Annotated in this window: 10 protein-coding genes; 9 read left to right on the forward strand and 1 reads right to left on the reverse strand. The window is 72.2% G+C overall.

All coding sequences use genetic code 11. The features are described 5' to 3' along the window. Window positions 1-191 precede the first annotated feature (191 nt). Window positions 192-1,637, forward strand: coding sequence for an aldehyde dehydrogenase family protein (locus ACZ6K0_RS08375; RefSeq protein WP_469227513.1), 1,446 nt, complete (start codon window positions 192-194; stop codon window positions 1,635-1,637). A gap of 122 nt (window positions 1,638-1,759) precedes the next feature. Here the strand turns inward: ACZ6K0_RS08375 and ACZ6K0_RS08380 are convergent, their stop codons facing one another. Beyond that, window positions 1,760-2,062, reverse strand: a complete 303-nt coding sequence (locus ACZ6K0_RS08380) for a putative quinol monooxygenase (RefSeq protein WP_469227512.1) — start codon at window positions 2,060-2,062, stop codon at window positions 1,760-1,762. A gap of 141 nt (window positions 2,063-2,203) precedes the next feature. Here ACZ6K0_RS08380 and ACZ6K0_RS08385 point away from each other — a divergent pair, with 141 nt between their 5' ends. From ACZ6K0_RS08385 to ACZ6K0_RS08420, 8 genes are all read left to right on the forward strand, one after another. Continuing rightward, on the forward strand, window positions 2,204-4,132 hold the full coding sequence (locus ACZ6K0_RS08385) for an acyl-CoA dehydrogenase family protein (protein WP_469227511.1): 1,929 nt from the start codon (window positions 2,204-2,206) through the stop codon (window positions 4,130-4,132). A 173-nt stretch (window positions 4,133-4,305) separates the two neighbouring features. Continuing rightward, complete coding sequence (aroA, locus tag ACZ6K0_RS08390) at window positions 4,306-5,541, forward strand: 3-phosphoshikimate 1-carboxyvinyltransferase (RefSeq protein WP_469227510.1); 1,236 nt, start codon at window positions 4,306-4,308, stop codon at window positions 5,539-5,541. A 34-nt stretch (window positions 5,542-5,575) separates the two neighbouring features. Continuing rightward, the gene (dxr, locus tag ACZ6K0_RS08395) at window positions 5,576-6,826 is read left to right on the forward strand and encodes a 1-deoxy-D-xylulose-5-phosphate reductoisomerase (RefSeq protein ID WP_469227509.1); all 1,251 of its coding nucleotides are present in this window, start codon (window positions 5,576-5,578) and stop codon (window positions 6,824-6,826) included. Continuing rightward, window positions 6,823-8,130 (forward strand): M50 family metallopeptidase, encoded by a 1,308-nt coding sequence (locus tag ACZ6K0_RS08400; protein ID WP_469227508.1) that lies wholly within the window; start codon window positions 6,823-6,825, stop codon window positions 8,128-8,130. Before dxr ends, ACZ6K0_RS08400 begins: the two co-directional genes overlap by 4 nt. A gap of 141 nt (window positions 8,131-8,271) precedes the next feature. Next, window positions 8,272-9,429: a flavodoxin-dependent (E)-4-hydroxy-3-methylbut-2-enyl-diphosphate synthase gene (ispG, locus tag ACZ6K0_RS08405; RefSeq protein ID WP_024755628.1), complete on the forward strand. Its 1,158-nt coding sequence runs from the start codon at window positions 8,272-8,274 to the stop codon at window positions 9,427-9,429. Window positions 9,430-9,696: 267 nt separating this feature from the next. Then, a complete protein-coding gene (locus tag ACZ6K0_RS08410) occupies window positions 9,697-10,542 on the forward strand; it encodes a GNAT family N-acetyltransferase (protein WP_376409698.1) in 846 nt (281 codons plus the stop codon). A gap of 28 nt (window positions 10,543-10,570) precedes the next feature. Beyond that, window positions 10,571-11,116, forward strand: coding sequence for a GNAT family N-acetyltransferase (locus tag ACZ6K0_RS08415; protein ID WP_469227507.1), 546 nt, complete (start codon window positions 10,571-10,573; stop codon window positions 11,114-11,116). Between the two features lie 69 nt (window positions 11,117-11,185). Continuing rightward, complete coding sequence (locus tag ACZ6K0_RS08420; RefSeq protein ID WP_376409704.1) at window positions 11,186-12,886, forward strand: proline--tRNA ligase; 1,701 nt, start codon at window positions 11,186-11,188, stop codon at window positions 12,884-12,886. Window positions 12,887-12,916: the final 30 nt, after the last annotated feature.

The following is a 12,916-nucleotide window of genomic DNA, read 5'->3' on the forward strand; positions in this document are numbered from 1 at the left end:
GGCGGCCGTGCGGGCGGCGGTGCGGGTGAGGACGGGCGCGGGTGCGGACGGGCCCGGCGGCTCTTCGGCCGAAGCGGACAGAGCCTCCACCCCACTACTCCATACCGGACAAGCCCGCGCCCGCCGCCCCGGCCCTAACGTGTGACGAGAGCGATCGCTCGCACCCCCGATACGGAAAGGGCCGGGACGCAATGACGACCACCCACGCCTTCTGGCTCGCCGGCCGCGAGGCCACCGGCGAGGCCACCTTCGACGTCACGAACTCCTTCGACGGACGTCTGGTCGGCAAGGTCAGCGTGCCCACCGAGGCCCAGGTCGAGGAGGCCGTCGCCGCCGCGCACGCCGTCGTCGACGAGTTCGCCGCGACCCCGGCGCACGTCCGCGCCGCCGCCCTCGACCACGTGTCGAAGCGGCTCGCCGAGCGCACCGAGGAGATCGCCCTCCTGATCTCGGCCGAGAACGGCAAGCCCGTCAAGTGGGCCCGCGGCGAGGTCGGCCGTGCCGTCTCCGTCTTCCGTTTCGCCGCCGAGGAGGCCCGCCGCTGGAACGCCGGCGAGGCCCAGCGCCTGGACACCGAGGCCGGCGGCGCGGGCCGCCTCGCCCTCACCCGCCGTATCCCCAAGGGCGTCGTCCTCGGCATCGCGCCGTTCAACTTCCCGCTGAACCTCAGCGCCCACAAGGTCGCCCCGGCCATCGCCGTCGGCGCCCCGATCATCCTCAAGCCGGCCCCGTCGACCCCGATCTCCTCCCTGATCCTGGGCGAGATCCTGGCCGAGACCGACCTGCCGGCCGGCTCCTGGTCGATCCTGACCGTGCCGAACGACCGCATGCCCGCCCTCGTCAAGGACGAGCGCCTCCCGGTCATCTCCTTCACCGGCTCGGACAAGGTCGGCTACGCCATCCAGGAGTCGGTGCCGCACAAGCACTGCACCCTGGAGCTCGGCGGCAACGCCGCGGCCGTGGTCCTGCCCGACTGGTCCTCCGAGGCCGACCTGGACTGGGCGGCGAGCCGTATCGCCACCTTCTCCAACTACCAGGGCGGCCAGTCCTGCATCTCCGTGCAGCGCGTGATCGCCGACGCCTCGGTCTACGACCGCCTGGTGCCGAAGATCGTCGCCGCCGTCGAGGCGCAGGTCACCGGTGACCCGTCCGACGCCGCCACCGACGTCGGCCCGCTCGTCGACGAGGCCGCCGCCCAGCGCGTCGAGTCCTGGGTCGACGAGGCCGTCGCGGCCGGCGCCAAGCTCCTCGCCGGCGGCAAGCGCGAGGGCGCCACGTACGCCCCGACCGTCCTCACCGACATCCCGGCCGGCGTCACCCTGGCCCGCGCCGAGGTCTTCGGCCCGGTCCTGACGATCGCCAAGGTCGACGGCGAGGCCGAGGCCTTCGCAGCGGTCAACGACTCCGACTTCGGCCTCCAGGCGGGCGTCTTCACGCACGACCTGCAGACCGCCTTCCGCGCCCACCGCGCGCTGGAGGTCGGCGGCGTGATCGTCGGCGACGTCCCGTCCTACCGCGCCGACCAGATGCCGTACGGCGGCGTCAAGCGCTCCGGCGTCGGCCGCGAGGGCGTCAAGTACGCGATGGACGACTACACCTACGAGCGCGTCCTGGTCCTGACGGGCCTCGCGCTGTAAGTCGTACGCCACGAGGCCAGACGGCCCGAGCCCACTGTGCGGGGGCTCGGGCCGTCTTTCGCGTGCGGGCGCCCTATTACAGGCGCCGTATTCAGGCGCCGTGTGCAGGCGACGGTGTTCCGTCAGGCGACCGGGGTGTCGACCAGCCGGACGACCTCGGCGGGCTTCGCGCGGAACGCCTTGTTCGCCGCGTCGGCGGCGGTCATGTGCGGGGCGGCGCCGTGCGCGGCGAGCGCCTCGGCCGAGGCCCAGCGCTCGATCAGGACGAAGCGGTCGGGGTCGTCCGCCACCCGGTGGAGGTCGTACTGCAGGCAGCCGTCCTCCGCCCGTACGAGCGGTGCGAGCGCCTCGAAGGCGGCGACCTGGTCCGCACCCCTGCCGGGCAGGACGGTGATGTGGATGACGAGCTTGATCGGCTGAGACATGGCGGGGACCCTACGCGGCCCTCTCCCCGGCGGTCAGGGGCGTCTCACCGGAAGGACGCCGAGGCCCCCGGGGCCGCTCCGCTCCTCTTTCCGAACCCGCGGAAATCGGGTACGACGGACAGGAAACCCGAGGAGGTGTCCATGTCCGCACCCACCCAGCGGCCCAAGGTCACCGAGCGCGAGGCCCGGCAGACCGCCGAGGCCGCGCGCGAGCAGGACTGGCACAAACCGAGCTTCGCCAAGGAACTCTTCCTCGGCCGGTTCCGCCTGGACCTCATCCACCCCCACCCGCTCCCCGCCGACGAGGACGTCCGGCGCGGGGAGGCCTTCCTCGCGACCCTCCGGACGTTCTGCGAGAACCGGATCGACGGCGCCCGCATCGAGCGCGAGGCCCGCATCCCCGACGAGACGATCACCGGACTCAAGGAGATCGGCGCGCTCGGGATGAAGATCGACCCGGCGTACGGCGGTCTCGGCCTCACCCAGCTGTACTACAACCGCGCCCTGGCCCTCGTCGGCTCCGCGAGCCCCGCCGTCGGCGCCCTGCTCTCCGCGCATCAGTCGATCGGCGTACCGCAGCCGCTGAAACTCTTCGGCACCCAGGAGCAGAAGGACGCGTTCCTGCCCCGCCTCGCCCGTACCGACCTCTCCGCCTTCCTCCTCACCGAGCCCGACGTCGGCTCCGACCCGGCCCGCCTCGCCACCACCGCCGTGCCGGAGGACGGGGGCGACACGTACGTCCTCGACGGCGTGAAGCTGTGGACCACCAACGGCGTCGTCGCCGACCTCCTCGTCGTCATGGCCCGCGTGCCCGTCTCCGAGGGCCACCGCGGCGGCATCACCGCCTTCGTCGTCGAGGCCGACTCGCCCGGCATCACCGTCGAGCACCGCAACGCCTTCATGGGGCTGCGCGGCCTGGAGAACGGCGTCACCCGCTTCCACCGCGTCCGCGTCCCGGCCGGAAACCGCATCGGCCCCGAGGGCAGCGGCCTGAAGATCGCCCTCACCACCCTCAACACCGGCCGCCTCTCGCTCCCCGCGGCCTGCGCGGGCGCCGGCAAGTGGTGTCTGAAGATCGCCCGCGAATGGTCGGGCGTCCGCGAGCAGTGGGGCAGGCCCGTCGCCCGCCACGAGGCCGTCGGCACCAAGATCTCCTTCATCGCGGCCACCACCTTCGCCCTGGAGGCCGTCGTCGACCTCGCCTCCCAGCTGGCCGACGAGGACCGCAACGACATCCGGATCGAGGCGGCCCTCGCCAAGCTGTACGGCTCCGAGATGGCCTGGCTCATCGCCGACGAACTGGTCCAGATCCGCGGCGGCCGGGGCTACGAGACCGCCGACTCCCTCGCCGCCCGCGGCGAGCGCGCGGTCCCCGCCGAGCAGCTCCTGCGCGACCTGAGGATCAACCGGATCTTCGAGGGCTCGACCGAGATCATGCACCTGCTGATCGCCCGCGAGGCGGTCGACGCCCACCTCTCCGTCGCCGGCGACCTCATCGACCCCGACACCTCCCTCGCCGACAAGGCCAGGGCCGGTGCGCGGGCCGGCGGCTTCTACGCCCGCTGGCTGCCCGGACTCGTCGCCGGGCCGGGACAACTGCCGGGGGCGTACGGGGAGTTCGGCGACCTCGCAGGACACCTCCGGTACGTCGAGCGGACCTCCCGCAAGCTCGCCCGCTCGACCTTCTACGCGATGTCCCGCTGGCAGGGCCGCATGGAGCTCAAGCAGGCCTTCCTCGGGCGGATCGTCGACATCGGCGCGGAGCTCTTCGCGATGAGCGCCGCCTGCGTACGGGCCGAACTCCTCCGTACCACCGGCGACCACGGCCGGGAGGCGCACGAGCTCGCGGACGCCTTCTGCCGGCAGGCCCGGCTGCGGACCGAGGAGCTCTTCGGCCGCCTCTGGTCCAACACCGACGACCTCGACCGGCGGATCGTCGACGGCGTCCTCGACGGCCGGTACACCTGGCTGGAGGCCGGCATCGTCGACCCCGGCGACGACGGCCCGTGGATCGCGGACGCCACCCCCGGCCCCGCGACGGGGGAGGACGTCCACCGCCGCATCCCCTGAGCGCGCTGCCCGCGCCGTCTCCGGCGTCCCCGCCGACGCCCTGCCCACGCCGTCTCCGGCGTCCCCGCCGACGCCCTGCCCGCGCCGTCTCCGGCGTCCCGCCGAGCCCCGCCCGCGTTCCGCCATGCGGAACGCGGGTCCGCCCGGCGGGGCGGAACGGCAGGATGAGGGGCGTGACCGTCATCGACATCCCCGGCTCCAAGTCCGTCACCGCCCGCGCGCTCTTCCTCGCCGCCGCGGCGGAGGGCACCACCACCCTCCTGCGGCCGCTCGTCTCCGACGACACCGAGGGCTTCGCCGAAGGCCTCATCGCCCTCGGGTACGCCGTCCGCCGCGAGCCCGACGCCTGGCACATCGAGGGCCGCCCCGCGGGCCCCGGCGCGGACACCGCCGAGGTCTACTGCCGCGACGGCGCCACCACCGCCCGCTTCCTGCCCACCCTCGCCGCCGCGGGCCGCGGCACGTACCGCTTCGACGCCTCCGCCCAGATGCGGCGGCGCCCCCTCGCCCCCCTGACGGAGGCCCTGCGGACCCTCGGCGTCGACCTCCGGCACGGCGAGCAGGAGGGCCACCACCCGCTCGACGTCCACGCCCGCGGCGTGAAGGGCGGCGCGCTCACCCTCGACGCCGGGCAGTCCTCCCAGTACCTGACGGCCCTGCTCATGCTGGGCCCGCTCACCGCGGAGGGCCTCGACATCACCGTCACCGACCTGGTCTCGGAGCCGTACGTCGAGATCACCCTCGCGATGATGCGGGCCTTCGGCGCCGACGTACGCCAGGACGGCCGTACGTACCGGGTCGCCCCCACCGGCTACCGGGCGAGGACGTACGGCATCGAGCCCGACGCCTCCACCGCCAGCTACTTCTTCGCCGCGGCCGCCCTCGAACCGGGCCGCTCCGTCACCGTCCCCGGCCTCGGCACCGGCGCCCTCCAGGGCGACCTGGCCTTCGTCGACGTCCTGCGCCGCATGGGCGCCGACGTCGAGGTCACCGACACCGGCACGACCGTCCGCTCCACCGGCACCCTGCGCGGACTCACCGTCAACATGCGGGACATCTCCGACACCATGCCGACCCTCGCCGCGCTCGCCCCCTTCGCCGACGGCCCCGTCCGCATCGAGGACGTCGCCAACACCCGGGTCAAGGAGTGCGACCGCCTCGACGCCTGCGCCGAGAACCTCCGCCGCCTCGGCATCACCGTCCACACCGGCCCCGACTGGATCGAGATCCACCCCGGCACCCCCACGGGACCCGTCGAGATCGCCACCCACGGCGACCACCGGATCGTCATGTCCTTCGCCGTCACCGCCCTGCGCACCCCCGGGATCACCTTCGACGACCCCGGCTGTGTGAAGAAGACGTTCCCCGACTTCCACCGGGTCTTCGACGCGTTTGTCCACACCCCGTGAAGTCCGCACAGCGTTTGGGGCAAGAATGGGGGGCATGAGCGACCGCCCCTCTCCTCTCGCCGATCCCCATATCGCCTTCGACGTGTCCGAAGGACGCCGGGACATCGTCGTCCTCGGCTCGACCGGGTCCATCGGCACGCAGGCCATCGACCTGGTGCTGCGCAACCCCGACCGTTTCCGGGTCACCGCCCTGGCCGCCTCCGGCGGCCGGGTCGGACTGCTCGCCGAGCAGGCGCACCGGTTGAAGGTCGCCGCGGTCGCGGTCGCCCGCGAGGAGGTGCTGCCCGAGCTGCGCGAGGCGCTGAAGGTGCTGTACGGCTCCGAGCCGCTGCCCGAGCTCCTGGCCGGGCCGGACGCGGCCACCCAGCTCGCCGCCTCCCCGTGCCACACCGTGCTCAACGGCATCACCGGCTCCATCGGCCTCGCGCCCACGCTCGCCGCGCTCGAAGCCGGCCGCACCCTCGCCCTCGCCAACAAGGAGTCGCTGATCGTCGGCGGCCCGCTGGTCAAGGCGCTCGCCAAGCCGGGTCAGATCATCCCGGTCGACTCCGAGCACGCGGCCCTCTTCCAGGCGCTCGCCGCCGGCACCCGCGCCGACGTCCGCAAGCTGGTCGTCACCGCCTCCGGCGGCCCCTTCCGCGGCCGTACGCGCGAGCAGCTGGCCCATGTCACCCGCGAGGACGCGCTGGCCCACCCGACCTGGGCCATGGGCCCGGTGATCACGGTGAACAGCGCCACCCTGGTGAACAAGGGCCTGGAGGTCATCGAGGCGCACCTGCTGTACGACATCCCCTTCGACCGCATCGAGGTCGTCGTGCACCCCCAGTCGTACGTGCACTCGATGGTGGAGTTCACGGACGGCTCGACGCTCGCCCAGGCGACCCCGCCCGACATGGGCGGCCCCATCGCCATCGGCATCGGCTGGCCCGAGCGCGTCCCGGACGCGGCGCCCGCCTTCGACTGGACCAAGGCCTCCACCTGGGAGTTCTTCCCGCTCGACACCGAGGCCTTCCCGTCGGTCGGCCTCGCCCGGCACGTCGGCACACTGGGCGGCACGGCCCCCGCCGTCTTCAACGCGGCGAACGAGGAGTGCGTCGAGGCGTTTCTCGCCGGTCGGCTGCCGTTCAACGGAATCATGGATACGGTCACAGCGGTCGTCGCGGAGCACGGTGTTCCCGGTACGGGAACCTCCCTCACCGTCCCGGACGTCCTCGAAGCGGAGACCTGGGCACGGGCCCGGGCCCGTGAACTCGCAGCGAAGGCAACGGCGGAGGCGCGCGCATGACCGAAGTGCTCTTGTACACGCTGGGCATCGTGCTGTTCGCCCTCGGCCTCCTCGTCTCCATCGCGTGGCACGAGCTGGGCCATCTCTCGACCGCCAAGCTCTTCGGCATCCGTGTGCCGCAGTACATGGTCGGCTTCGGCCCCACGATCTGGTCGAAGAAGCGGGGCGAGACCGAGTACGGCATCAAGGCCGTCCCGGCCGGCGGCTACATCCGCATGATCGGCATGTTCCCGCCGGGCGAGGACGGCAAGATCGAGGCCCGCTCCACCTCGCCCTGGCGCTCGATGATCGAGGACGCCCGGGAGGCCTCGTACGAGGAGCTCCAGCCGGGTGACGACTCGCGGCTCTTCTACACGCGCAAGCCGTGGAAGCGCGTGATCGTGATGTTCGCCGGACCGTTCATGAACCTGGTCCTGGCGGCGGCGCTCTTCTTCGGCTCGATGATGACGCTGGGCATCGAGGGCCAGACGACCAAGGTCGCCGGCGTCCAGAAGTGCGTCATCAAGCAGAGCGAGAAGCGCGAGACGTGCGTGGCGGGGGACCCCGTCTCCCCGGCCTTCCAGGCCGGCCTGAAGGAGGGCGACAAGATCGTCGCCTTCAACGGCGCGCCGGTGGCGGACTGGGACACGCTCTCGGACCGCATCCGCGACACCATCGGGGCGGCGACGATCACCGTCGAGCGGGGCGGCCAGCGCGTCGACCTGCACCCGACGCTCGTCTCCAACAAGGTGCCGATGAAGGACGAGGACGGCCAGGTCGTCCAGCCGCTCCAGTACATCGACGCCGGTTATCTCGGCTTCGCCTCGAAGACCGAGGTCGGCGCACTCACGTTCGGCGAGACCACCGAACGGATGTCCGACCTCCTGGAGAACGGCGTCCACTCGGTCGTCGCCCTTCCCGGCAAGATCCCCGGTCTCTGGGACGCCACCTTCGGCGACGGGGAGCGCGCCTCGGACTCCCCGGTCGGTGTCGTCGGCGCCGCCCGGCTCACCGGCGAGCTCATGACCGTCGACGCTCCGCCGGAGCGGATCCTCGTGATGTTCATGAACCTCCTGGTGTTCTTCAACGTCTCGTTGTTCCTGTTCAACATGCTCCCGCTGCTGCCGCTCGACGGCGGACACATCGCGGGCGCCCTGTGGGAGTCCGTCCGCCGGCACACGGCCCGGATCTTCAAGCGCCCCGACCCGGGCCCGTTCGACGTGGCCAAGCTGATGCCCGCCGCGTACGTGGTGGCCGGTGTCTTCGTCTGCTTCACGCTGCTCGTCCTCGCCGCCGACATCGTCAACCCGGTACGACTGACATAGCCGCGGACGGAGCTCCGCAGGCAGCTCCGCGAGCAGCTCCCCCGGGGGGCTCGGACCCGCTGGTGTCCGGCCCCCCACCCCAAGGGCGGTAACCTCGGAGACCTGAGACCGCCGACGCACAACCTTGAGGTTGCACAGAAGATGACCGCGATTGCTCTCGGTATCCCGACCGTCCCGACCCGGCTCGCCGAGCGGCGCAAGAGCCGGCAGATCCAGGTCGGCAGCGTGGCCGTCGGCGGTGACGCCCCCGTCTCCGTGCAGTCGATGACGACGACCCGCACGTCCGACATCGGCGCCACGCTCCAGCAGATCGCCGAGCTGACCGCCTCCGGCTGCCAGATCGTGCGCGTGGCCTGCCCCACGCAGGACGACGCGGACGCGCTCGCCACGATCGCCCGGAAGTCGTCGATCCCGGTCATCGCCGACATCCACTTCCAGCCGAAGTACGTGTTCGCCGCGATCGACGCGGGCTGTGCGGCCGTCCGCGTCAACCCGGGCAACATCAAGCAGTTCGACGACAAGGTCAAGGAGATCGCGAAGGCGGCCGGCGACGCCGGCACCCCGATCCGCATCGGCGTCAACGCCGGTTCGCTCGACGCGCGGCTCCTGAAGAAGTACGGCAAGGCCACTCCCGAGGCGCTCGTCGAGTCCGCCCTCTGGGAGGCGTCCCTCTTCGAGGAGCACGGCTTCCGCGACATCAAGATCTCGGTCAAGCACAACGACCCGGTCGTGATGGTCGAGGCCTACCGCCAGCTCGCCGCCCAGTCCGACTACCCGCTGCACCTCGGCGTCACCGAGGCGGGCCCGGCGTTCCAGGGCACGATCAAGTCGGCGGTCGCCTTCGGCGCCCTGCTCTCCCAGGGCATCGGCGACACGATCCGCGTCTCGCTCTCCGCGCCGCCGGTCGAGGAGATCAAGGTCGGCATCCAGATCCTGGAGTCGCTGAACCTGCGCCAGCGCCGCCTGGAGATCGTCTCCTGCCCGTCCTGCGGCCGCGCCCAGGTCGACGTCTACAAGCTCGCCGAGGAGGTCACCGCCGGCCTCGACGGCATGACCGTCCCGCTGCGCGTCGCCGTCATGGGCTGCGTCGTCAACGGCCCGGGCGAGGCCCGCGAGGCCGACCTCGGCGTCGCCTCCGGCAACGGCAAGGGCCAGATCTTCGTGAAGGGCGAGGTCATCAAGACCGTCCCCGAGTCGAAGATCGTCGAGACCCTCATCGAAGAGGCCCTCAAGATCGCCGAGCAGATGGAGAAGGACGGCGTCGCCAGCGGCGAGCCGACCGTCGCCATCGCGGGCTAGCACGCGGAACCATCCACGAAACCCCTCCGCCCCACCGGGCGGAGGGGTTTCGCGCGTCCGGGAGCCCGTCACCCCCGGGCCGGCGAGTGAGCCGAAGGGGCGCGCCGGGCTCACGGCCCCGAGCGCGCGGAGCCCCCGACGAAGGAGGGGGCGAGCACGGTCGGGGCCGTGAGCCCGGCTGAAGCGCCCTGGAGGCGAACCGAGCCCAAAGAATCGGTGCAGGGGTAAAGTGCGGAGACCAGCAGATCCGTACCGTGAGGCCCCCTCGTGTTGACAGAGACCACCACCCGGGTCCTCGAACCCGCCGATCTCGGTGCCGCCCTGGCCGTCCTGGAGAGCGCCCCCGTCGAGAACGCGTTCGTGACCGCCCGCGTCCAGGTCGCCGGGCTCGATCCCTGGCGGCTCGGCGGCGAGATGTGGGGCTGGTACCACGAGGGCCGACTCCGCTCGCTCTGCTACTCCGGCGCCAATCTCGTCCCCCTCTGCGCCACCCCCGAGGCCGTCCGCGCCTTCGCCGACCGGGCCCGCAGGATCGGCCGCCGCTGCTCGTCCATCGTCGGCCCCGTCGAGCCCACCGCCGAGCTGTGGCGGCTCCTGGAGCCCAGCTGGGGCCCGGCGCGGGACGTCCGTGCCCGTCAGCCCGTGATGGTCACCGAGGAGCCGTCCGTCACGGTCGCCCCCGATCCGCTGGTCCGCCGCGTCCGCAAGAACGAGATGGACGCGATCATGCCCGCCTGCGTGGCGATGTTCACCGAGGAGGTCGGCGTCTCGCCGCTCGCCAACGACGGGGGACTGCTCTACCAGGCCCGGGTCGCCGAGCTCGTCGGCGCGGGCCGCTCCTTCGCCCGCATCGAGGACGGCAAGGTCGTCTTCAAGGCCGAGATCGGCGCCGCGACCCGCCTGGCCTGCCAGATCCAGGGCGTCTGGGTCGCCCCCGAGCACCGCGGCAAGGGCCTGTCGGAGACGGGCATGGCCGCCGTCCTCCAGTACGCCCTCGCCGACGTCGCACCCGTGGTCAGCCTGTACGTCAACGACTACAACACCCCCGCCAGGGCCTCGTACCGCCGCGTCGGCTTCCGGGAGACCGGCGCCTTCATGAGCGTGCTGTTCTGAGCCCCCGGCCGCTTGTAAGGTGCGCCGCATGGATGACGCACAGGTCGTGATCGGACCGGTCAATCTCGCCGCCCGGGTGGACGAGGCCCTCGCCGTGCAGGCGGTCGCCTTCGGCCTGGACCAGGACGAGGTCGCCGTACGCCGCCACATCGTGCTGCGCCACCTCATGAGCCCCGGCGCCCGCGCCTACGGGGCCGTGACACCGGACGGCCGGCTCGTCGGCTTCGTGTACGGCATGCCCAACGACCGTACGCACTGGTGGTCCACCGTCGTGGAGCCGTACCTGCGCGCCACGGGCTCCGCCGACTGGCTCGACGGCTCGTTCGTCATCACCGAGCTCCACGTCCACCCCCACTTCCAGGGCCGCGGCGTGGGCCGCGAACTGATCACCACGATCACCGACACGGCCGCCGAGCCGCGCTCGATCCTCTCCGCGATCGACACCGACTCCCCGGCGCGCGGGCTCTACCGCGCCCTCGGGTACGACGACCTCGCCCGCCAGGTGCGCTTCCCGAGCGCCGCCCGCCCCTACGCGGTGATGGGCGCACCGCTCCCCCTCCTGCGACGGAACTGATTTCTCCGAGGCGGGGCGGCCCGGCTAACCTCGGGCCATCATCCTTACCCCGGCAGGAGTACGAGAACCATGGCCAACGCACCGGTCCAGCGCATGTCGAAGTTGATGGCGAAGACGCTGCGCGACGACCCGGCGGACGCCGAGGTCCTCAGCCACAAGCTCCTCGTCCGCGCCGGCTACGTGCGCCGCACCGCCGCCGGCATCTGGAGCTGGCTGCCCCTCGGCAAGAAGGTCCTCGCCAACGTCGAGCGCATCGTCCGCGAGGAGATGGACGCCATCGGCGCGCAGGAGGTCACGCTGCCGGCCCTGCTGCCCCGCGAGCCCTACGAGGCGACGGGCCGCTGGGACGAGTACGGCGCCGAGCTCTTCCGCCTCCAGGACCGCAAGGGCGGCGACTACCTCCTCGGACCGACGCACGAGGAGATCTTCACCCTGCTGGTGAAGGACCAGTGCTCGTCCTACAAGGACCTGCCGGTCATCCTGTACCAGATCCAGACCAAGTTCCGCGACGAGGCCCGTCCCCGTGCCGGCATCCTGCGCGGCCGCGAGTTCCTCATGAAGGACTCGTACTCCTTCGACACGGAGGACGAGGGCCTGGCCCAGTCCTACGCCCTGCACCGCCAGGCCTACCAGCGGGTGTTCGAGCGCCTCGGCCTCGACTACCGCATCGTCGCCGCCACCGCCGGCGCGATGGGCGGCTCGAAGTCCGAGGAGTTCCTCGCCCCGGCCGAGGCCGGCGAGGACACCTTCGCCGACTGCCCGAACTGCGACTTCGCGGCGAACACCGAGGCGATCTCGTACGAGCTCAAGCCGGTCGACGGCTCGGCCGTCGCGGCCGCCGAGGAGATCCCCACCCCGGACACCCCGACGATCGAGACCCTGGCCGCCTCCCTCGGCGTCCCGGCCTCCGCCACGCTGAAGAACCTCCTGGTGAAGGTCGACGGCGAGATCGTCGCCGTGGGCGTCCCCGGCGACCGCGAGGTCGACCTGGGCAAGGTCGAGGAGCACTTCGCGCCCGCGACCGTCGAGATGGTCACCGAGGCCGACTTCGCCGAGCGCGCGGACCTCGTGCGCGGCTACGTCGGCCCGCAGGGCCTGGAGAAGGTGACGTACATCGCCGACCCGCGCGTCGCGCCGGGCACGGCGTGGATCACCGGCGCCAACAAGGCCGGGACGCACGCGAAGAACGTCGTCGCGGGCCGTGACTTCGAGGTCGACGAGTACGTCGACGTCGTCGTCGTGCTGGAGGGCGACCCGTGCCCCAAGTGCGGCACCGGCCTGAAGCTGGACCGCGCCATCGAGATCGGCCACATCTTCCAGCTGGGCCGCAAGTACGCCGACGCCCTCAAGCTCGACGTCCTCGGCCAGCACGGCAAGCCGGTCCGCGTGACCATGGGCTCGTACGGCATCGGCGTCTCGCGCGCCGTGGCCGCGCTCGCCGAGCAGACCGCCGACGAGAAGGGCCTGTGCTGGTCCGCCGAGGTCGCCCCGGCCGACGTCCACGTCGTCGCCGCCGGCAAGGCCCTCCAGACCGAGCTGGCCCTGGAGGTCTCCGACAAGCTGGCCGCCGCCGGGCTGCGCGTCCTGGTCGACGACCGCGCGGGCGTCTCCCCGGGCGTCAAGTTCACCGACGCGGAGCTCATCGGCGTCCCGAAGATCCTGGTCGCGGGCCGCCGCTCCGGCGAGGGCGTCGTCGAGCTGAAGGACCGCCGCACGGGCGAGCGCGAGGAGCTCACGGTCGACGAGGCGATCGCCCGCCTCACCGCGTAGGACCCACGACGGAGCGGGGGGCGGAGCCTG

The sequence above is a fragment of the Streptomyces sp. NPDC042346 genome, assembly GCF_055581845.1.